The organism is Marinifilum caeruleilacunae, from assembly GCF_013141825.1.
GTDB classification, from domain to species: Bacteria; Bacteroidota; Bacteroidia; order Bacteroidales; family Marinifilaceae; genus Marinifilum; species Marinifilum caeruleilacunae.
In genome coordinates, this window is record NZ_RZNH01000017.1 from 1 (window position 1) to 23,555 (window position 23,555).

Annotated in this window: 14 protein-coding genes; 3 read left to right on the forward strand and 11 right to left on the reverse strand. The window is 39.3% G+C overall.

Annotated elements, in window-relative coordinates; genetic code table 11:
- Nucleotides 1-154: 154 nt before the first annotated feature.
- From ELS83_RS11155 to ELS83_RS11190, 8 genes are all read right to left on the reverse strand, one after another.
- Complete coding sequence (locus ELS83_RS11155) at nucleotides 155-2,656, reverse strand: beta-mannosidase (protein WP_216616518.1); 2,502 nt, start codon at nucleotides 2,654-2,656, stop codon at nucleotides 155-157.
- Nucleotides 2,657-2,857: 201 nt separating this feature from the next.
- Entirely contained in the window at nucleotides 2,858-3,451 is a 594-nt protein-coding gene (locus tag ELS83_RS11160) for a hypothetical protein (protein WP_171595652.1), read from the reverse strand.
- A gap of 309 nt (nucleotides 3,452-3,760) precedes the next feature.
- A complete protein-coding gene (locus tag ELS83_RS11165; protein WP_171595653.1) occupies nucleotides 3,761-4,891 on the reverse strand; it encodes a glycerate kinase in 1,131 nt (376 codons plus the stop codon).
- Nucleotides 4,892-5,062: 171 nt separating this feature from the next.
- Nucleotides 5,063-7,894 carry an alpha-mannosidase gene (locus ELS83_RS11170; protein WP_171595654.1) on the reverse strand — a complete coding sequence of 944 codons (2,832 nt, stop codon included), beginning with the start codon at nucleotides 7,892-7,894 and terminating at the stop codon, nucleotides 5,063-5,065.
- A gap of 63 nt (nucleotides 7,895-7,957) precedes the next feature.
- Nucleotides 7,958-9,613 carry a sugar phosphorylase gene (locus tag ELS83_RS11175; RefSeq protein ID WP_171595655.1) on the reverse strand — a complete coding sequence of 552 codons (1,656 nt, stop codon included), beginning with the start codon at nucleotides 9,611-9,613 and terminating at the stop codon, nucleotides 7,958-7,960.
- Nucleotides 9,600-10,946, reverse strand: a complete 1,347-nt coding sequence (locus tag ELS83_RS11180; protein WP_171595656.1) for a glycosyltransferase family 4 protein — start codon at nucleotides 10,944-10,946, stop codon at nucleotides 9,600-9,602. The genes ELS83_RS11175 and ELS83_RS11180 overlap by 14 nt, the downstream gene beginning before the upstream one ends.
- Entirely contained in the window at nucleotides 10,946-12,589 is a 1,644-nt protein-coding gene (locus ELS83_RS11185) for a sodium:solute symporter family transporter (RefSeq protein ID WP_171595657.1), read from the reverse strand. The genes ELS83_RS11180 and ELS83_RS11185 overlap by 1 nt, the downstream gene beginning before the upstream one ends.
- Nucleotides 12,590-12,712: 123 nt before the next feature.
- The gene (locus ELS83_RS11190) at nucleotides 12,713-15,343 is read right to left on the reverse strand and encodes a TonB-dependent receptor (RefSeq protein ID WP_216616520.1); all 2,631 of its coding nucleotides are present in this window, start codon (nucleotides 15,341-15,343) and stop codon (nucleotides 12,713-12,715) included.
- Nucleotides 15,344-15,497: 154 nt separating this feature from the next.
- Here ELS83_RS11190 and ELS83_RS11195 point away from each other — a divergent pair, with 154 nt between their 5' ends.
- Entirely contained in the window at nucleotides 15,498-16,514 is a 1,017-nt protein-coding gene (locus ELS83_RS11195) for a substrate-binding domain-containing protein (protein WP_171595658.1), read from the forward strand.
- Between the two features lie 11 nt (nucleotides 16,515-16,525).
- The gene (locus tag ELS83_RS11200) at nucleotides 16,526-16,987 is read left to right on the forward strand and encodes a PaaI family thioesterase (protein ID WP_171595659.1); all 462 of its coding nucleotides are present in this window, start codon (nucleotides 16,526-16,528) and stop codon (nucleotides 16,985-16,987) included.
- Between the two features lie 61 nt (nucleotides 16,988-17,048).
- Here the strand turns inward: ELS83_RS11200 and ELS83_RS11205 are convergent, their stop codons facing one another.
- The 3 genes from ELS83_RS11205 to ELS83_RS11215 are packed head-to-tail and all read right to left on the reverse strand — an operon-like array spanning nucleotide 17,049 to nucleotide 22,674.
- Nucleotides 17,049-18,335: a TolC family protein gene (locus ELS83_RS11205; RefSeq protein WP_171595660.1), complete on the reverse strand. Its 1,287-nt coding sequence runs from the start codon at nucleotides 18,333-18,335 to the stop codon at nucleotides 17,049-17,051.
- Nucleotides 18,336-18,366: 31 nt separating this feature from the next.
- Entirely contained in the window at nucleotides 18,367-21,531 is a 3,165-nt protein-coding gene (locus ELS83_RS11210) for an efflux RND transporter permease subunit (RefSeq protein WP_171595661.1), read from the reverse strand.
- A 27-nt stretch (nucleotides 21,532-21,558) separates the two neighbouring features.
- Nucleotides 21,559-22,674, reverse strand: coding sequence for an efflux RND transporter periplasmic adaptor subunit (locus tag ELS83_RS11215; protein ID WP_171595662.1), 1,116 nt, complete (start codon nucleotides 22,672-22,674; stop codon nucleotides 21,559-21,561).
- Nucleotides 22,675-22,913: 239 nt separating this feature from the next.
- Between ELS83_RS11215 and ELS83_RS11220 the strand changes: the two genes are divergently transcribed.
- The gene (locus tag ELS83_RS11220) at nucleotides 22,914-23,186 is read left to right on the forward strand and encodes a DUF493 family protein (RefSeq protein ID WP_171595663.1); all 273 of its coding nucleotides are present in this window, start codon (nucleotides 22,914-22,916) and stop codon (nucleotides 23,184-23,186) included.
- The last annotated feature ends 369 nt before the right edge of the window (nucleotides 23,187-23,555 follow it).

A 23,555-nucleotide genomic window follows, 5' to 3' on the forward strand; every position in this document is an offset into this window, starting at 1 on the left:
ATCTGTTTGGATCTATAATAACAAGAGACCTCATTTGAGTTTGAATTATAAAACACCTAATTTTATACATCAAAAATCCAGTGAGGCTAGCCTCACTGGATCATATAATTAATTTATAAATGTGTCAACCTATTTTAGGACGACTCAAAATTATCTATTCAAAAGTAGAATCTAGTGTTCTAAGCTGTATCACTTCATTGAGTTTTTCAAGTGATATTTCTGTTTCCAGCCTAATGCTTATGGTTTCACCTGCCAAAACATCAAAGTAGTTATCCGAAAAGAATCCATCTTCATCTCCAAGGCTTAAAAATACATTCTTTGCCAGTACATCCGATTCGATCCTGATCTCATAAGAATTCTCTTTTTTCAAAATGCTATACTCCACTTTGGGTTTAGGCAATTTTACATCTTTCACCGACTTAAAGTAAAGAATATTTCTAGCCACAACTTCCGAATCTACCTTCAATTCAACCAGAAATAACTCCTTTTCAGGATTTCTACCCTGCAAGAATTTCTTCAGCTGCTGACCATAGAAAACTTCGCTGGAATTTTTGCGAATGCTAATCTCTTTGCTTTCCGACCAGGTCACATTTCCTGTAAAATCCATCACTTTCAAAATCAGTTTGGCATCAATTTCCTTCAAATGATCATTCACGACAGCCACCTTTAAGTTATCCTTTTCGAGATATGGCGAAACCAACAAAGGTTCAAATCCTTTCTTCACATAGTACTGCAAGGCTTTCCACTCCTGGTAGTAATCGGTCGAGCTCCACGAGGCAACCGGCCAGCAATCGTTAATTTGCCAATACAAACTGCCCATGCAGTATGGCATTGCACGACGGTGGCCTTCCAATGCAAATTTAATTCCTTCTGCCTGCAAGACATGATTCACATACAGGAACGACTCGAAATCCTTAGGTTTCCTGTAATCCTGCAACATGTAATACTCAATCGTTTCGTTCCCGATAGACGAACGTTGATGCGATTTCATGACCTCCGAAAAAATATCGCAATCTTCGGGTTCGGCATATTTTCTTACCGATTTCATTTCAGGAAAAGATTGAAAACCATACTCACTCATAAATCTTGCAATATGTGTTGCATAGGTTTCAAAGGGTTCTTTTCCCCACCAAACGCCCCAGTAATGGTCATCTCCGTTGATTAAGTCAGGCTTTACCCCTGTGCCCGAAGAAGGACTGGAACTCCAGTAAAACCTTGAAGGATCGTATTCTTCCACTGCTTTAGGAAGCACTTCATGAAAAATATCAGCGTAAGCTTTCCAAACCATAGCAGGCACTTCCTCGCCTTGCTCCCTGGCTTGCCTTTTCCAACCCCAATTGTGCCAGGCAACCAAAATTTCATTATTCCCACACCAAAGAGCAATGCTGGGGTGATTTCTTAACCTTCTGATATTGTCTCGTGCTTCTGCTTTTATATTGTCCAAAAACTCACGCTTACCCGGATACATGGCACAAGCAAACATAAAATCCTGCCAAACCAGTATTCCTGCCTCATCGCATAAATCATAAAACAAATCATCTTCGTAATAGCCACCACCCCAAACTCTCAGCATATTCATGTTAGAATTTTTGGCAGTCTCGATTACCTTTTTCAATTGATCCTTACTCACTCTTGACGGGAATATGTCATTTGGAATGTAATTGGCACCTTTCATGAATACGGGCACACCATTTACTTTAAAATAGAAGGAAGTTCCTTCATCGTCCTTTTCACGAACCACTTCCATCGTTCTAATGCCAATTCTTCTACTTGCCTGTTCTACTCTACCATTGACATTAATTTCTGCATTAATCGTATACAGATCTTGTTCGCCCAATCCGTTAGGCCACCAAAGTTTTGGATTTTCAATATCAAAGTTTAGCTCATATTTGTGAACTCCCTTTTTCAGTTGCACATTTGAGGCAGCCAATTCCAATCCATTATTTCGAATTTGAATATCTGCCAATACTTCCTGTTCAGATTCCAATTCTAAAACTGCCGTAAAACTGGCAAGATTTTCTTTCACCTGATTCTGAACAATTTGCAAATCTTGAATTCTTGCATGATCCCACGCTCTGAGGTATACAGGGCGCCATATGCCACTGCTTACCAAACGTGGGCCCCAATCCCAACCATAATGATAGCCAGCCTTTCGGGTATAAATACTTACTCTTTTGTTCCCTTCAACTTGTCCCAGTTCTGCCTGATCGTTTTCCGCTCCCGGATAAACAAAAGCATTTGCATCGTGCAGCTCTAAACCTTTTGTAATGGGTGAATAAAACGCTATGTGTAGTTTATTTTTTCCCTTTTTCAGATATTTCTTTACATCAACTGTCCACTCTCGAAACATATTATCTGCCGATAGCACTTTCTGATCGTTCAGGTAAACGTCTGCATAGGTATCCAGACCTTTAAAATCGAGCACAATTCGACCTTTACTCAAAATGACCTGATCCAGCTCAAATTCCGTTTTGTAGATCCAATCTTTCTTATCAATCCATTGCAAGTCGTGTTCATTTAATCGATAAAAAGGATCTTCGATTTTTCCATTGGCCAACAAATCGGTGTGCACGCATCCTGGTACTTTTGCAGGCAACCAGCTTAGCGAATCTTTTTCAGAAAAGGTCCAATCGGAGCTCAGGTCTTTCACAATCATTAAGTTTTGATTTTGCGATTTGCAACCAAGAAGAAAAGTTAGGGCAGCAAATAATACAATACATCGTAGAGACATAAGTTTGTTTTTGAATTTTTTGTATTGGCTTTTGGAATTCAAGCACTAAAATAATCAGAAAAAAGAAACCGATGAGCCATTACGAATACAAGTTGCCTATCATCGGGTTTATATCTATTTCACCTGTTATATAAACAGTACTTTTTTATCTTTAAAAAGTTCTCCAAATTCAGGTGGTAAATCAATTAAATCGGCTGTCAGGTCGTTAATAATATCCAAACTTTTGCTGGACAGCAAGTTTAAGATATCATCTATAGTTTCGCCGCAAAGCATAAATGGCATCTGGTGAAAAACCAGCTCATCTTTCCAACACAAAGCGTAGATCTGGTATTCATTCACCTCATCCATCGATTTGTTCTTAACGATACAATTGTTTAGCCAAATATCGGTATCAACCAAATTGTGCTCCTTCAGCTCTCTATCTCTTTCTTCAACACGACTATTTGCCTCGAAATAAGCTGCAATTTTCTCGTTCGACTCTATGGATAATGAATCATGCATCTCTTGCCTGCAATCCATACAACAAGCCAGTTCGAAAACCAACTCAGCTTGAGTAGAACCAGTTTTTTTTTCGAACGCCTTCTCAATTAAATACAACTCATTGCCACCAGTTAAATTTTTCCCGCAAATGGTACATTCAGTAAATTGCTTCTCTTCCTTCTCCATGTAAAACACCTTTGGTATTGGTGCTGAATGTGTTATTTCCAGTGCTTCTGACATACCTTAAATTTTTACTTAAAAATAATAAAATACAAGTGAAATGGTTTTAAAAGTTATCGTAAATCCACAAGATGAAAGGATTAAAGAGAAGAACAAAAAAGAGCAGTTACTCCCCATCGCAACTGCTCTTATACTAATCAACTCATCTATATCAGTATTTTTGGAATGATTTTGAATGATTCTTATTTCAAAATAGATACTGATGATACTCTTTATAAACACCTGGGATTTTAAAAAGGGTGAATAAAGCAAGAAAGACTCCCTTCCTAAAATAGAAAAGAGTCTTTGCATCATCTAAGGAAAGCTATTTTATTTTTGAACTTTCAATTTCTCTCCAAACAGTTCGGCAGCTATTTCGAGGTATTTCCCGGCGTTTTGCATGGAATCCTGAAGGTCTTTGGCATACACCGAAGTTTCGGCAATATGATCTACCTTAAGCTTTTCCCGATCCTCTTCTGGCAGATCTACCAATCCGCAAAACAAAGCCAGTTTCTGATTTTCCAAAGAGTCCAACACACCCCGAATCACTTTCCCCGAGAAGGTTTGTGAATCCAGTTTTCCCTCACCGGTTATGATCCAGTCGGCATCTTTAATTTTATTATCGAAGTCTGCTTCAGTTTTGATCAGTTCAATGCCAGAATTCAATTTTGCTCCCAGAAAAAGAATGCATCCTGCACCAAGTCCACCTGCTGCACCAGCACCTTTTATATGTTGTAAATCCAGCTGAAACTGAGATTTTACGACTTCATTAAAAATAATAAGTCCATTATCGAGTTGCATCACCATTTGGGGAGTTGCCCCTTTTTGAGGCGAATACACGTAAGCAGCGCCATTTGGTCCATACAATGGATTATCCACATCGCAGGCTACTTCAAATTTCACCTCATTAACTTGCGGATGAACTCCTGAAATATCAATGGTTTCTATTTCCTGTAAATCTTTTCCTATCCCTGATAATTCTTTCTTATCCTTATTAAAAAATCGATATCCCAGCGCTCTTGCCATACCCATTCCGGCATCGTTGGTTGCGCTACCTCCAATCCCTAGTATGATATGTTCAACTCCTTTATCAAGAGCATCTTTTATGAGCTCACCCGTTCCATAGGTACTGGTTTTTAAAGGATTTGCTTCCTTATCAGTAAGCAAACGAATACCTGAGGCCTCTGCCATTTCGATAAATGCAGTTTTCTTGACCTCGGAATACAAGTAGGATGCATTTACTTTTCTACCAAGCGGATCGGAAACATTTAACGAAATTATTTCCCCATCCAGATAGTATTGAAGCACCTCAACGGTTCCATCTCCACCATCGGCCAAAGGCAGTTTTTCAATTTCAACATCGTGAACATGCTTTCTGATGCCTTTTTCGATGGCTTCGCAAAACTGAAGCCCCGTAAGGGATCCTTTAAATTTATCGGGAGCTATGATTATTTTGGTCATATCTTTGATTATTGGTTAAAGATAACAATCAGAACCTACATTTGGCACAGCACACTCTATCTACAACTTTACCCTAAATCTGTACCAATGCAGATCCTGCTTGCGCATCTCTAACTAAACTAACAGCTAACTTTTTTAATCTTATTTCTTATCGGTTGAATGAACAATTATTTATTGCTTATCCGGATCTTTAAATTGCTTGATGTAATCGTAAACCCTACGCTGTACACGAGCTTCGTTCAAGCCATAGCCCAATTCGGTAATTCTTTTTTCATTATACCTATGTTGTGCTAAAATTGCCGAAAGTTGAGCTTCCAAAGCTGTTCTTCTCCACATTGGATGATGAGATTTCTCCTTCAATCCTTCAGCTCTTTCCAACTCTGATTCAATCTCACCCAAACTTACGTAGCTTGCATATTCGTAGGCTTCAAAATCTTCCTTTTTACGGTCGTATTCGTAAACCAACTCACATTCGTCTGATGGTTTATAGTTTTCCCTAACAAGATTCAACTTTAAAGTGAAAATCTTTTTGCCATCAAGCTTAAACTCGGCACCATCGTTAACGAGCTTAACAGCTTCCATTTCTTCTTCCAGCAGGTTTGTTAAAGCAGCCTTTTCTACTTTAAAGGCACTGCTAACTCTAACATCTGTTGTCTTTTCAGCAGAATTGTATCCCCTAATCACAAGCGATTTTCCATCTTCACTCCTCTTTAGTGCTGTAATTTTTAGAGCACCCAGGCTATCCTTCGCAGTAAAATAGCTCGCCTCATTCGCCAATTCTCCAACATGCTTGTCGGTGGTAAAGCATACCAAATCGGTATTGTAAAGGTCTGACAACTTGCAAACCTGCGCCTCTTCAGTAGTTCCCTGGTGAGGATATACTGCATATTCGAATTCCATTTCGCGCAAACATTGTGCGTCTGGTGTAAAAATCTCCGGTCCGGCATCGCCAATTCGCGAGTTGATTTCTTTGGCAATCCAACCTACCGATCGGAACAATGTTAATGCAATGGTATCTCCATCAATCACCTGGTATTCAGGCAATCCTTTTGAGAATATGGCCAGGCCATCCTTTTCATCGTTCAAATCAACAAATTCACGATTCAGGAAAATGGTATTTGGCTTTGCCTCGCGAGCACCAATAATCACCTTCTTCACATCTTCAGGTATGGTCGACTCGTCGTAATCTTCAATAAGGATTGGACGTTTTACCACATCAAACGGACTTCCAGCATTGGCAAATTCAGTCTCGATTCCCGATTTGAACAAGACCCTCATCAAATGGTCTTTTACCGTATTTCTCAGGAAAGTTTTACATTTTACCACTTCCGAATCGGCTTCGATTGTATAGTAGGTAACAATCGGTAAATCTCGCGTAAGCGTGCTTCTCACACTGTGATTTTCCGCATCCGACTCAGGCAAATTCATCACCAACTCGGTACGTACCACCACTTTTGTTGCCAACTGCTCCACAATTTCCATCTTGGCTTTACAAGCTTCGCTGGTAATAATAATATCCTTGTCGGGATATGAATAGTTGTACTCATCGCCGGTATCGGCGCGATCTTCAAACATTCCCTGCTTAAAGAACTGCTTGCCCGATTTTTTATAGAACAAGTTGAAAGATCCATTTTTATTGAAATCTACAACAATCTTATTATTGCTAATTTTCAAACCTTCCACCTCAACAATCGATTCTGCCAGGTCCGATTTCTCAACGATTTTATAACCCATTGCTGGGATATCTTTCACATAGAATTCGCCATTTTCGAAACTTACATTTTCCGATCTGCTTTGGAAAGATGGATTAAATACCACTTTTACTTCCTCATCCTTTGCATCCGCTGTGTGAATCAAACTGCAAAGCTCTCGTAACTTTTGCTCTGTTAGCGATTGTGTCAGCTGGTTTACAACACGGGTACGGTTCTCCATATCGGTATGAACATCATCAATACTTACACCACAAATACTATCGTGCGGATGATTTTTCAGCAATGTTTTCCAGGCCTCGCGAATTTGTGTCTTCTCATATTCACCACCCAAAGCCCAGCTCAGTGCTGCCAATGGCTCCACTCTCTTTTCCAAAGCTTTTTGCTGCTGATCGTTCTGCAATTTCAAATACATTCGAGCCGACATTACGCCTGGGAAAACCGAAATAAACCTTCCACTATACAAAGCTCCATGAAGGGTTTTTAAGTCAGGTTTTTCGCTCATTACATCGCGAATGTATTTTACCGGATTACTTTGGATGATTTTAAACTCATCGGTATCCATTTTTCCATCCGAAATGTAGGGCTGAATATCATCAGGAATCATCTCCTGATCGTAACCATTCATTAGCAGAATATGACTACTTGTTGCAAAAGGTGTCAGCTTGTGAACCTCATCGTATACCCTATCTTTCATGATATCGTTATACTCTGCCAGGCGCATAACATTTCGGTAACTGTCCAAGAGGTACATCGAAGGAATTGAGGTTCCATCAGGCGAACGCCAGTAGAATTCCGATTGTACATCATTTGGATCCATTTCAACGCCTCGCCATACATATAAACCTTCCAGCTTAAACTGGTCATGAATTTGCGATGTTTGAGAAATCTGTCCAAAATTATCGAGCATCCAGCCTACTTTCATGGCTCCACCCAACTCTTTTGCAGCCTGAATTCCATAGGTCAGGTTACGCACCAGGGATTCTTCACTTAGCAATTGCCAATCGGGCTGCAAGTAGTACGGGCCAATGAACAGCCTGTTCTGTTTCACATACTTTCTAATCTTGCGTTTGTATTCATTTACATTGTAATTGTTCTTGTCCAGCTCCTCAAAATAATCCTCAACCATTGCCATCTGGCCATCCAAGACAAAAATGTACTCTGGTTCTTTCTCAAACATCTTAAACAGGTTATCGAAGAATGGAATCAACCATTCATTGGTGTATTTGCTATTCAAGTACCATTCTCTGTCCCAATGAGTATGCGATATAATATGTGCCGTTTTCTGTTTCATTTGTCCTTTTTCTAATCGTTTCAAAAGTCTTTTCTATACCCTAATATTCCCTGACAATTCAAGCTATACGATCCACATGAATTCATAAGCTGTCAAACTGCTATCAGCATTATTTCCTGTTGCCAGATCTATCTTCCCCTCTGTAAGTTTTTCAATATCTTTCTCGCCTCCTGTAAAATTGTAAAGGCAATAAACTGTGTCCGAAGCCGATTTTCGTTCTACAATAAAAACGCCATTCTCCTGGTAAAACTTTGCCTCTCCAAATGGATCAAAGGCTTTTTCAGCTTTCCTGACTTTTAGCATCTTCATGTACATTTCATACACTTTTGAGCGCAAACTACCAGGCTGATTCAATTCTTTTTCGAGCTGCGAAAACTCTAATTTTTTCCTGTTGATTCTGCGATTAATCCCCGAATCGATTACGCCTTGCTCATCGTTCTCAGAGCCAAAAATGGAGTGATAATAAATTCCCGGAACTCCCGGCATACTCAACATTACTGCCTGCGTAAGCATAAATCTCTTCACCCTTAAATCATCTGCTTCATTAGGATTTGTAAGTAAATCCATATAGTTGCAATTGAGTTCGTAGGGCGATTCCGAACCATCAGGATTTGATTTGTAGGAAACACGTCCGTTATGCGACTCTACAATTTTAGCCAGCTTTCCAATTTCTGCGTCGCTCACAATGCCTTGTAATGGCCTTACACCAATTCCATCGTGACTTGCCGTAAAATTGAAAAAGCATGTTTTATCCGAAGGCAATTGTAATGATTGCGCCCAATGGGTAAGGACATCAACATTTTCCTTGTGCAGACTATAGGCCAAAAGCGGAGGCAAACTAAAATTATACACCATATGCGCCTCGTTTAAACCATTACCGAAGTAGGAAATATTTTCGCTGTGAGGCACGTTTGTTTCGGTAATCATCACAGTTTGAGGTGCTACCTGTTCAATAATTTTTCGGTACAACTGAATAATTCGATGCGTTTCCTCCAAATGAATGCATGTAGTTCCTAGTTTTTTCCACATAAACGCAATGGCATCCAGACGAATTAGCTTTGCTCCTTTCGATACATAAAATAGGAGCACATCCAGCACCTTCAAAAAGATTTTAGGATTTGCGTAGTTCAAATCAACCTGATCTTCCGAAAAAGTAGTCCACACAAAAGCGTCCTTCCCATTTTTATTGTACTTGTGAAGCAATGGCCATACTCTTGGCCTGGTCACCATATTCAATTCCTCCTTATCGGGATTTTCCTCGATAAAGAAATTCTCGAATTCAGGATCTTCTCTTAAAAACCCTTTGAACCAATCCGACGACTTCGACATGTGATTGATCACAGCATCGAACATCAGGTAGAAAGATTTTTCGAGCTCTGCCACATCCTTCCAATTTCCAAAATCAGGATTGACCTCCATATAATCCACTACAGAAAACCCATCGTCTGATGTATATGGATAGAAAGGCAGGATATGGATGCTGTTGATCCCCTCTTTCAGGTACTTTTTGCACAACTTGTTCAAAGTTTGAAGCGTACTTTCATTTTCATCCTTAAAGCTATCTGCATAAGTAATCAAAATGGCATCTTCCTCATCGAGCTTAAAAGCTTCGGAAGGAGTGATCGCTCTGTAATGATTCATGATCTGATCAATTTCCTGTAGCGTTTCATCTACTCGATCAGGATATAGAAATTGTATGTCTTTTTTAAATTGTTCCATCGATAAAAATCTCCTTTAGCATTCCCCTCAAACTATCAATCGACAAGTTTTGCTTTGCAATTCGATAGTTTTCTTCTGTTTTTTCTCTTCTGTATTCTTTATCTACCAGATATTTTATGCTTTCATCTGCAGCAGTCTGAATAATGCTCTGGTCTACTTCAACCAGATTTTCTGCTTTACTGTATTCACTTCCCAGCGCTATTATGTGGAATCCAAACTGTTCAATATCGGTAAGGTAAACCGGGTATTTATAAGTTGCTATTGGCAGTTTTGCCACCAAAGCTTCCAGGAACTGATTACCCCAGCCTTCCAAAATACTCGGGTAGGTAACGATATCGGCAATGGAGTATGCATCCCATAATGAATAAACCTTTTTGCCATCCACAAGCTTGCGCTCATGGTTTACCCGATTGCTGATATCAATTACTTTAACCCCTTTTTGAACTGAATAATCTATCAAGTTTTGATAGTAGTGTTCCGATTCGTTTTGCCCGGCAAAAACCAGGTAAAACTCTGTATCGTTATTAATTATATCATTGTGGTACAACCTATTACCAAGCAGCTTTTCTTTTTTCTTTTGAACTTCGGATAGCAGATCAATTGCAATTTCTATTGCTTTACGCTCAACAACGCGGGTGGCCTGCATAAACACAATATCATTGGATTTTATTCCAAATTCTTTTCTCAAGTCTGCATTGTAATCATCAATTGCAATTAACTCCTGCTCAAATTCAAAAACATTGGGAACCACCACGGCTTCTAACCCGTACCTGTTTTTTAACTCGATTTTAGCGATATGGTTGATGCAAACGTGCTTCACTTGATTGCTTACCGGCGGAAAATGTTTATCCAGCAAATCGTTCACAAAACTCACTTTTGGATTGGAATACAACTCCCTTTCCCAATGAAAATCGTGATGATGACAAATTGCCTTGACGCCAGTTTTTTCAATGGCAGCATGAAATGCAATTCCTGCCGAAAGTCCCCAGCCAAGCGACAAAACATTATTCGGCACAATTACATCAATTTGCTGCTCACTGATGATCCTAACCAAATCATTTTCTATCTCTTTGGCCAGATCGTATATTTCCTTTTCCAGTTGCGATTCATTTTCATAATCGCTTAAACTTTGGTAAGCATTTGCTACAATCCTATTATTTACCGGATGCTGATAATGAAGGGCCGGAACCAATTCCGCCTCACAATTCCCCGAACTTCCGGCAATATATATTACCTCATGCCCAAGTTGCTCAAGGGCTTTTTTCCATTTATCCATTTCGAGCGAAACTCCATCGGTTTCACCCACTCTAAAATGACAGAGTGCAATTCGCATTATCCAAATATTTGAGGGATGTACAAACTAAAAATTACGATTACGATGAAGAACAATACCAAAATCACCGATTCTTTGGTGAGGATATCCTTCTTACGGATTTCGAATTTCACATCGGGTACCTTGTTGTTCTTGTCTTTAAACAGAACGCTTACCACATAGGTAATGATTACACAAAGTCCAAAACCAGTGAAATTCAGCCAAATCCAGAAAATTTCAACTCCCGGGTCGAAACCGATAATCTCCTGCATGGTTTTCGAGAAAATCAGGTTGATCAATACAGAAAGAATGATACCTGCATTCATTCCATATTTGTTCGATTTTTTCGAAAGAATGGCCATAATAAAGGTTGCCAATACGGGTCCGTAGAATACCGAACCAATGGCATTAATAATTTCGATTACAGCACTTTCGCTGCCACCCAATAAAAATGCACAAGCAATACAAACGGTTCCCCAAAATACAACCGAAGCTTTCGAAAGCATCATGTATTTTACACCTGTAAGTTTCTTTTTTCCCCGGTTAAAGAAGTCCTCTACAGTTACTGCAGATAAAGAGTTTACAGTTGAACTCAAGGACGACATGGCTGCTGAAAGAATTCCGACCATTAATATCCCAATTACTCCATGAGGAAGGTATTTGGTGATAAAAACCGGCACCATTAAATCTGGTTTAATTCCAGACCTGGCATATTCTTCAGGGAAATATTTCTGGGTAATCAGACTGATATCTTCCAGGAAATCCGGTGCAACCGAAATTAATCCTCCCAATACCAAACCCATGGTACAGTATACCAATACAACAGGCAAACGAAGCATTCCATTTGCGAAGAGCAAGGTTCTAACTGTTTTTTCGTTCTTTGCTGAAAGCAAGCGTTGAGCTTGTGTCTGATCGCATCCATAATAAGATACGTACAAGAAAAATCCACCAATCAGCATGGGCCAGATTCCATATTCGCTACCTTCTCCAATTCCCAGGTTATTTTGAATTACCACCAATCGGTCTGGATCAACATTGGCAATGGAACCTCCTTTTTCAATCATTAAATCGTAGCCAAAGACAAGGCAGATTAGCAATCCTGCAAACAGGATAATCATCTGAATTGCATCTCCCCAAACAACGGCTTTCATTCCGCCTTGCCAGGAATAGATAATGGTTACAATACTAATGAGCGGGATGGTATAGACAAATGCAATATCCAATACTGCTTGTAAGATAATGGCAATGGTATAAACCATAACTCCGGTTGCCAGCGCTCTACTAATCTGGAAAACCACGCTCAGAATCAACCTTGTTGACACATCGTAGCGTCTTTCAACAAATTCGTAAATGCTGACTACTCCCGATCTGAATAGCGGCGGAATAATCACAATCATGATAAAAAACATGGCCAACGGAACAGCAAACTCAAAAGAGAGCCATTTCATACCTCCTCCTGCTTTCAATGCCACAAATGCTGGTGCCGACACAAAACTAATTGCTGAAAGTTGTGTAGCCATAGTCGAAAGACTTAATGGAAACCAGCTTATACTCTTCCCTCCGAGAAAATAATCAGTAGAATCTTTATTGTCTTTAAAGAAATATCCCATTCCCAGGAATCCACCAAAGTAAAACAGGATAATAATATAATCGAGCCAATTCATTGACAATTGTTTTTTGTTAGATAATCATGCAGATCATGGTCTGCAATTGGGTTTTGTTTTTTTTGAAAAAGGGAGAGAAATGATCCTCTCCCTAAATTCCCTAAACAATATTAAATGTACTTATTAGAAGCTAAATGTCATTCTAAAGAATGCTCTTCTAGGAAGAATTGGACGTCCTACGAAGAATTCTCCAGCACCCGACTGGGTAACATCCCTTGGATTACCTTCGGTTACACCGTTATCATCAAACAGGTTGAATACCGAAACTCCAAATCTTAATGTTTCTCCATCTTCGCCAAGATCCATGGTATAACCAGCATCTAATCTGAAAATGTTAATTGCGTCAAGCTCAACTGCATTTGAAATGCTCGAGAATTTTTTCCCTGTATAGTTCCATGAGAAACCTGCATCAAATGCTCCATTGTCGTAGTTCAAGGCCGAATATGCCAACCAAGAAGGCTGTCTTTCCAATTCATTTCCTACGTACTCTGGATTGTCTTCACTCTCGTTGTACTCGTGATTTTGGTAGGTAACACTACCCGACCAGTCAAGGTTTTCTGCCAATTCATATCCCCAGGTTGCTTCAACACCAACCGCTTTTGTACTCAATGTAGTAACGGTTTCGATTGTAGTTCCCGGATTGTTAGGATCGTCGCGTAAATCAACATTTCTACGGTCGTTCAAATCAACAAAGTAAGTAGCAAATGTTCCTCTGAATTTTCCTGAACCATACTTCACACCAAGTTCTCCCTGGTAAATTTCTTCTGTTTTATAGGAACCAACTGTTCCGTCAGAAGCAATCTTAATACCACGAGGTTGCGGGAAGAAGTATCCTTTGGTTACGTTACCATAAAGGTTCACCTTATCGTTCAATTCGTAGTTGGCAGCAATAACACCGGCCCAGTCCGAATCTTTTCCTTTACCGTGAAGGTAAGCATTGTTCCCCCACTTCACAGTTTGTAAATCTGATGATAGAGAAGCATCACTATCCATTGTGTAAGTTGTATTTCCTTCGCGGGATACATCTGCTTCGATGGTTTCGTAACGGAAACCAACATCGATTCTCCATCTGTCCATCTTCATCTCGTTTGTAAGATAGAAAGCCTGTTTGTTTGCCGTAATGAAGTTGTTTGAATAAGCTGCTCCAGGATTGAACAAACCGTTCTTACTCAATGTCATTGGATCGCCACCACTTGTGTAAGAAATATCAAGCAAGTAAGGTTTTGATGTAAATTCTGATACATATCTTGTTTGAACATTCTGATCGTGAGCTTCGGTTCTAGACAAGAATACACCTGCAGTAATATTGTGCTCAACGGTTACACCTTCAAATTTCTTGGTAACGTTCATCTCTGTAGCCATATCGGTCATCGGACGATTACGGTCTAACAAAGTATTTACCAATACAAGATCGTTTCCACCAATGGTACTGTTCGACATGCCGGTTCTGTTTGCAGAAATATTGCTCGCGTTTGGATCGATATCAGTCACAAAATTGTTTAATGTTGATGGATTACCCGATCCGGTAAGGAACAAGTTAAACTCGTGAGCATATCTTGCATAACGCATTTTTGCATCCATTTTAAGACCATTATCGAAATTGTGCTTGTAATTGGCCATAAAATATCCACCTTTAGTGGCAACACCATCTTTAATAGGTGTTCTGTAAATTCCATCAGGAGTTGCATAAGATAAATGCTGTGCATGCATGGTTTGAATGGTTTTTACATCTTTTCCATCGTTGCCCTTTGCGTAGTCGCGAGAATCTCCATCCAATGGCAATGGCAAGAAGAACTGAACTCTGTCATCGATCCATTGTCCCGAAACGATCAATTCACCATTATCAAACTCTTGTTTGATATTACCACGCAACTGGAAACCCTGTGTTGGCAAACCTGTATCAAGAGGTCCTTCATCGTAACGATAGAATCCACTTAAAGCATAGTAAGTGCGAGAATCTTCTCCTCCTAATTTACCTCCCGAGAAAAAGTCTGCTTTGTATCTTCCGTCTTCGGCAAATTCTAATTGAATGATGTTTTCAGGCTCATCGGTTCCTGTTTTAGAGATGTAGTTGATTACACCTGCAACCGAACCTGCTCCGTAAAGAATGGCAGCACCACCACGAGGAAAGTCAAGCGACTTGATACCCAAATCGTTTCTGATGTACACATCATGTGCCGATGAATTTAATCCGAAAGTACTGATTACCGGCATTCCATCATATTCAAGAGGGTTGAATACATACTGACCACCAGAAGGCAAACCACGAACAAATACATTGGTAGCAACTTCACCACCACCACCTTCGGCAGTAATACCAGGAACCGATCTTAAGATATCGGCCTGACTGCTTGCAGCCTTGTTCTGAATTTCTTTTGCTTTCATCGATGTCATCGACATTGCTGATTGCTTTTGAGAACGAATGGTTCTCGTACTGGTTACCATGATTTCATCAAGACCAACACCTTCGGTCATGGTAATGGTAACTGCATCGGAAGAAGTAACAACGGTTTCTTTGGTTTTGTAACCCACAAAACTTGTTACCAAAGTTACAGGCAAAGTTTCAACCTCTAATTCAAACTTACCGTCCATATCGGTAATGGTTCCGGTTGTTGTATTTTTAACGATTACACTAACGCCAGGAATCGAAACTCCGTTTACATCCTGTACTAATCCTGTAACAGTATTTTGCGCAATGCTGGTAAATGCAAAACATGTTAGTAACATCAGGATTAAAACTCTCATTTTTTTCATATTACAATGGTTTAGAAATTAGATTTGCTAACAAAGTACGATCTTAAAAAAATAGAATGCAAACGTTAACATCTTACGTAAACGTTTACAGTTAATAACTTTTTTTAGCTATATTTGACATTTAGAATCAATCCACATAATGTAAATAATTATCGTGAAGAGGACAACTTTAAAAGACATTGCAAAAGCCTTAAACACAACCATTGCAACGGTTTCGAGAGCATTGCATGACAATCCTGAAATTAGTGATGAAATGAAAAACAGGGTTCGGGAAGTAGCCAAATTGTACGACTACAAACCCAATTCAACAGCTCTTTCTCTTAAATTTCAGAAGTCGTATACATTTGGTGTGATTTTCTTTACCCTGAACCAATATTTCACTACCCAGATATTAAGTGGTTTGCTACAGGAGGCAACCAAAAACGGCTACAAATTGATTGTTGCAGAGAGCAATTACGACCCCAAAAAGGAACTTGAACTGATACAAGAATTTTATGAACTAAACGTAGACGGCATATTGATTCTACCAAGTAGAAAACTGAATACCAAGCGATTTGAACTGGAAAATATAATTCGTGATGATGTTCCCTTCGTGATAATTGACAGGACCATCTACTTTGAAAAGAAAAAAATTCCCTTTATCACTTCGGACGATTATGTGGGAACCAGAGAAGGCATTAGCCATTTAATCAAAAAGGGTTATAAACGCTTCGCGCAGATTAAAGGCTTGGATAGTTCTTCCATTTCGAATATCAGGTACCAGGCATTTCTGGAAACGCTTACCAGGCATAAGCTCGAAATCGATCATCGGAAAATTATTTCCTGCCAGGAATTCACCAAAGAAGAAGGCGAAGAGCTAGCCAACCAATTGATGTCTTTGGAAGACAAACCTGATGTTATTTTTTGCATCAGTGATATGGTAGCAGTAGGCGTATTACATGCACTAAGAAAAAAAGGCTATCGGGTACCCGAAGATGTTGCCGTACTAGGATTTAGCAATTCCAATATCTGTGAAGTATGTACACCACAGCTTTCTACAATTCATCAGCCTGGAGTTGAAATGGGAAAAAAGAGCATCAAGCTAATCTTATCCAATATCAAACAAAAGAAAGACATTTCGGATGTTAAAATTGTAATGAAAACCAAATTAATTGAAAGAGAATCAACTTAATACACACATAAATGAAAGGAATACAAGATTACTATCCCGACCATTTTGCACAATGCTATGGCTGCGGGAGATTAAATGAGCATGGTCATCAGCTGAAAACCTATTGGGAGGGTGAAAATACGGTCACCAAATTTGTCCCAAAAGAATACCACACGGCCATTCCGGGATTCGTTTACGGCGGCATGCTTGCTTCAGTAATCGATTGCCATGGAACAGGTTCGGCCGCATTGGCTTTTGCCAGGCAGCAAAACATTGAACTTTGCGAACACAATGCTCCAAGGTGCGTTACCGCTTCGCTGCAGGTAAAATATTTAAAACCAACTCCCATTGATGGCGAGATCGAAATCAGGGGAAAAATTGCTGAAATAAGCGAAAGAAAAGCAAAAATTGAGGCTGAGCTATTTGCCGGGGGAAAACTCTGCGTAACTGGCGAAATTGTAGCAGTTTTGGTGCCCGATAATTTTGGCGATTAAAAAAAACAAAAGGCTATTCACACCATGCGAATAGTCTTTTGTTTTTAATATGTCGGATCACTTATTCATTCAGGATTCCTCCCGTTAATCGAACCAATGAGGTCTTGGATTGTATCAAATTAAATATCGCATTTAACCTTGCCAGGGCAACATTCTGATACACCACTTGCACATCTCGATAGTTGAATGAGTTGATACTACCAGCTTCATACTTGTCTTTCGAAATGGACAGGTTCAGTTCTGCAGCCTCGAGGTTCTCCTCGGCCAGCAAATACAACTCTCTTCGAACCTGGTACAACTCAAAGTTTTGAGCCAGTATATTGCTTAAGCTGTGCTTTAAATCTTCGGTTTCTATTTTGCCAATATCCTCCTGAATTTTTGCAATCTGCAATGCCCTTCGGTTAGAGTTTCCATTGAAAATCATGTAACTCAAACTTAAATTGGCGTACAAATTATGCGAATCGGCAGTACTCGAAGACATGCCGTCCAGTTTGGTTTTGACACGATTTCCTTGTATTCCTGCACCCAAACTCAACTTGGGGTAAAAATTACTTCTGGCCAATTCCACATCGCGCTTTAGAATCATTTCCTGAATGTAACGATTCTTCAGGTTACTATTGTCGTTTAACATTTTATCCAGCAATGCAGCCAACTGGTAATCATCGCTTACAGGTAAAAACGCATCGCTAAACTGGTAAGTTTTACTCTCTTTAACTCCCAATAAAAAATTCAAGTCGCGAACTGCGTTATTAAAGTTCACCTCCTGCAAAAGATAAGCCGATCGATCTTCCAACCAGGCATTTTTGGCTTGCAAAACATCATAGGTAACCGAGCTTCCAAGCTCCTTGCCTATTTTACGTTTCTCGAATCTATCAGATGATAAACTCATGATTTTCTCACTTACTTTTAACCTTTCTTTTTCAAGTAAAATCTTGTAGTAAGCAAGAATAATCAGCTCTATTCTGTTTTCGATTGCCACTATGGTGTTTCCTTCCGATAATTGCTGCAAATCGTTGAATTTGTCTTTACGAATGCTTACTGCAAAGCCATCGAAGAGCGTCCAGTTTAAATCGAGAGAAGGCGAAGCTGTAAGACGGTTGAAATCATTGGTTTCATTATAATCCTTAATGCCACGCCCCTGAAGGTTGAATTGAATGCTTGGATATCGCCCCACATTTCCCCAGCTGTTATTCAATTCTGAAATCTCTTCGGATTTACGGATAATTTTTAGTTCGTAATTGTTTTCCAATCCAACTTGAATTGCTTTTGATAAACTCAGTTCTTCCTGGGCAATTAGTCCCACACAAAACAGGTTAGCAATCAGGAGTAATGATATCTTTTTTATCATTGTTTGTCTTTTTATCATGGTTCGATAGGAATTAATCCAATCTTATTTTTGATTCTTTTATTTTAGGTTCCACATCGCGGGCATCTATTTTATATCCCTCCCAAAACTGTTTTGAATACCTCTTAATATCATTCAAAATCATAATTAATACTGGGAAGAACAACAAAATAAACATGGTTCCAATTAAAACGCCATAGGCAAGTGCAATGGCCATTGGAATCAGGAATTTTGCCTGGAACGAATTCTCCAGAATAAGTGGATATAAACCTACCGATGTGGTAATGGTGGTAAGCACAATGGCTCTAAACCTTGCCTTTCCGGCGGCTTTTACAGCATCCACCGGCACCATTCCTTCCTGTATCAGCGAATTGTACTTCGACAGGAATACTACGGCATCGTTAATAATTACACCCGAGAGTGCAACCATTCCCCAAACGCTTAACATCGAAACCGGAAATCCTTCGATACCATGTCCCCAGGCCGATCCTAAAAATCCAAGAGGAACCATAAGCAATACAATCATCCCCTGGGTAAAGCTTCGGAAATGAATCATTACAATAAAAATGATAATCATAAATGCAATGGAAAAGTAGAGGCTTAATTCCTCAGCATCTTCTTTCGAACGCTTCTCTTGCCCCTGGTACTCTGTTCTTACACCCGGAAATCTACTATCCAATTCCGGGAATATGTTGGCTTCAATAAATTCCAGAATTGGCGGAACCGGTTCGTTAGGATCTAATAGCTCCGCCTCTACCCTGATTTCGCGAGAACCATTGTAACGCTGAATACTTACTGGCCCTCTTTGAATATCATATTCGATTAATTCCGACAAGGGAAACTCTCCCTTTGGAGTTCTGATTCGCATGTCTTCCATTTGGCCAATAAAAACCCTGTCGCTCTTTGGATACCTTACCCATACTTTAATTTCATCTTTTCCTTCCTGCAATCTTTGGGCCTGACCACCAAAGAATCCTTGCCTGATTTGCGAAGTAATGGTTCTTAAATCCATTCCCAAATAATAAGCTTTGGGCTTGAGCCTTAGTCTTACCTCTCGACTTCCCAGTGGGTTATTATCGCTAATATTATATAGTGATGCTATTTTTCTAAGCTCATCCTGGAAAAACAAATTGGCCCGATTTAACTCGTCCAAATCGCTACCAAGCAAACTTACCGAAACAGGAGCTCCCCAACGGTTAAAGGCTCCAATGGTAAATTTCTCTGCTTCGGGAACATTGCCAATTTTCTTTTTTACCCTCGTGGTGATATCAAAACTAGACAAAGGTGCTCCTTCCATATCTCGAAGCATTACCCACATATTTCCGGCATGTGGTCCGTTTTCCTGACCACTAAAGGACGATCCGGTTGAAACCCCGGTGTATTGTATGTAGGCAGAGGTATCGCTGAATTCCTTCATGATTTCGTCGTTCACCTCCCAAACTGCCTTCTCAAAATCTTTTAGATATGCAGTGGTAACATCCTTATTACTACCTGGTTTAAAGGCAACATTAATATTAAAGGAGTCGAAAGGCATATTCGGAAAAAATGTACTTTTAATGATACCACCACTAAACAATCCATAGGTGATTAAAATTAAGGCAACTGGCGTAACTACAACAAACCAACGCCATTCAACCACCCAATTCAGGATATCGGCATACACCTTATCACGTACATGGATAATTCCTTTTTCAATTCTTCCTCTTAAACGATTAAAAGCATTTTTATTCTTTTTTACATTCAGAACTACCTCGTTTCCAACATGACTAGGCAGTACGAAGAAACTTTCGAAGAGAGAAAGAAACAAACAACCACAAACTACAAAGGCCATTTCGTATAAAAACTCCATATTTCCCGATACGAGAAGCAATGGCGAAAAAGCTACCATGGTTGTAGTAACCGAAGTAAGAACGGCAGGTATTACCTCCAGGGTACCATCGATAGCTGCACGCCGCGGACTTTTCCCCTTCTCAAAATGCGAATAGATATTTTCGCCAATCACAATTCCATCATCAACCAGGATTCCGATAATCAGGATCATCCCAAAAAGGGAAATCATATTAATGGTAACACCCATTAGGTTTGCAATGATAAACATACCAAGGAATGAGGCAGGAATACCCCAGGCAACCCATAAAGCCAGGCGGAAACTAAGGAAAAAGGCTAGTGCGATTACAACCAGTCCCAATCCGTAACCTCCATTTTCATACAAGAGGTTCAATCTCGATTTCAGCATGTCAACAAAGTCGAAAGTAATAATCATTTGCGCATCATCATGACTGGCATTGAACTTTTCGACATATTCGTTACAGAATTCCGAAATCTCCTTTAGATCTTCATTATTCAGCTTGTTTACAACGATATAAACTGCCGGATTCTGATTCACAAAAGTAGAATTCGGCACATCCTGAAACTGAAAATGAGTACTGGCAACATCCCTGATTCTTAAATAGCTTCCATCAGGATTAGCCTTAAGAATGATCTCGCCAATTTTATCAGGATCAACAGAACGATTCCTACTGCGGATTAAAATTTCTTCTACTTCGTTTTTTATGGTACCACCCGAAATATCAATATTATTACTTGATATGGCATTGGATATTTCGCTAAAAGTTAAATTGTATCTTCTTAAATTTTCTTCCTTTACCTCAACCGAAAGTTCCAAGCGGGGAAAACCCGAAAGGTTAATTTGCGACATCTTTTTCGATCGCAAGAGGTCATCGTAAATCTCGTCGGCATATCTTTTTAAAGTCAGAAGTTCCACATCGCCCGTAACAACCATATTGATAGCCGGCGTAGTAGACCTTCGCTTGGCAATTACAGCTTTTTCTGCCCCAGTAGGGAAACTTGGGATACCATCCACTGCATTTTTGATATCTGCCAATGTTTCATCCAGATCGTATTCGCCCGTTGTGGTAATGGTAACGCGCGAAAACCCTTCAGATGACACAGAGTTCATTTCCTTGATTCCCACAATTCCTCGAATCGCATCCTCAATTCTGGAGGTAATCCCCTCTTCCACCTCCTTAGGGCTCGCTCCCGGATATACCATAGAAACCGTTATGGTTTTCGATTCGGTTTGCGGGAAAAACGATTTCTTCATAAATGCCAGGGAAGTTAAGCCGGCAATTAGCAATACGGCAATAATCATCTTACCGTAGAACGGATATTTTACAAATCTTGTAACAATTCTTTCCATCTCGTTTGTTTTGATGATTAAGCTGCTTTAGCGCACTTGCACTTTCATATTTTCCGTAGCTTTTACAGGTGGTTCTATAATTAAAATCTCACCTTCTTTTAAGCCTGTAAATATCAAGGAATTCTCATTTCTTTTCAGCACATTTACTCGTCTGGATTTCATCAAATCGTTTTCTAGAACATAGACTTTATTCGAACTAAACACAGCAGTTCGGGGAATTTCCATTGCTTCTGAAATCTGCTTGCCATTGAACCTTGCTGTTAAAAACTGTCCCTGGTACAAGTCTACTTTATGATTTTTCAGTTTTACAAATACCGATACCGACTGTGTTCCCTGGTCAACAAATTCCGACTTGCGAACCAATTTTCCCATACAAAGCAAATCTCCATTGGAATCCAACACTTCAACCTCATCGTTCAGTCTTAACCATTTAATATCTTCCGAGTCAACCGGAACCTGCAATTCAAGATTTTTGGATTCGATTATGCCAGCCAGTTTTGAACCCATTCCGGCAACCGATCCAACCTGCGTATTTACTTCTACAAAAGATCCATCGAAAGGCGCATATATTTTTCTTTTTTCCAGTTTTACCTCCGCGCTTTTAATGGCGTAGAACTCTCCCAAAATATTTCTGCTGGCCATAAATACTTTCTCCTGTGTACTCTGTACTTCTGGCAAATCAGGAATGCGTTCGTCAAGTTTAATGGAATTGAAAAAATTCATCCAATTTTCGAAGTTATCTGGATAATCAACCTTGATATCGGGCAGGTTTTCGGCCAGCTTATTCAAGAAGCGACTCTTTTGAGCCCTAAGATCCATTTTGGCATCTTTGTCATATATCTTTATCAGGAGATCTCCTTTTCTGAATTTTTGCCCCACTTTTAGCGGTACACCTGACTCAACAATACGTCCTGCTACTTCTGAACTAAGATTAACCTCCAGGTTGGAAAGCAACCTTCCTTTTTCAATAATTGGGGACTCAATAGATGAATATTTCACCTCTTGTACTCTTACTGTTGGCAATTTACTACTGTCCAGGTTTTTGGCTGGATCAACCTTCATGCTTTCAAAAAACATTGCCAAACCACCGGCCACTGCAAGCGTTGCAACAACCAATAGGACAATAACTACTTTACGATTCATAGAGATATCTGTTTAAATGTGCTTTGTGTTATTTAGATTTTAGTAACGTATAAATATAATATATCTAGCTCGATATATATTTGAATAATTGATAGAAAAATCTTAACGAAGCGTTAATTTCCTTACTTAAATGCAACCAATAATCGTTTCAATTCGTTTCTTTTAAAATACACTTGAATTATCGTTTATAGCATAAAATATTTTCCCATTTTTGTGCCACCAAATTATAATGCAGAAATATGGATCAGGATAAATACAACAAAATAAAGCAACACCTCATTGAGTCGACACAATGGCCTTCTTTGTACATGTTTAAGTTTATTGTACCCAATAATGAAGACAAACTTAATGCGGTTAAGAATTTGTTTCCGGAAGAAACAGAGTTTAGCTACAAAACTTCGCGAGATATTCGATTTATTGGCGTAACGGTTAAAATCATGATGCCTTCGGCTGAAGAGGTGATTGAAGTTTATTCCAGGGCCCAGGGAATTAAAGGCATTATGTCTTTATAACACAATAGTTTCTAATACAATATTTGAAAAGGCTGATGATTGAATCAGTCTTTTTTTTGATCACCTTCACCAACAAACATGATATTTGTCATGTTTTACACCTATACAAGTTGGATTAATATGATTACTTTCTAAAAAAACCAACAAGTTTGCTTATTTTCTTTTGACACACCTACATACAATAAATTCAATACTTTCAGGCCACATACCGCATTTCGAAGTAAATAAAATTGAATATTTTTTATCATACTAGTATGTACTGGTAGTGTTTTTTATATATTTGCTGCAAAGGTTTTCATTTAAACCTGGAGTTTGGATAGATGAAGTAGATGTTTTTATTAATCACACGTTAATGTTCATTCCCATGCG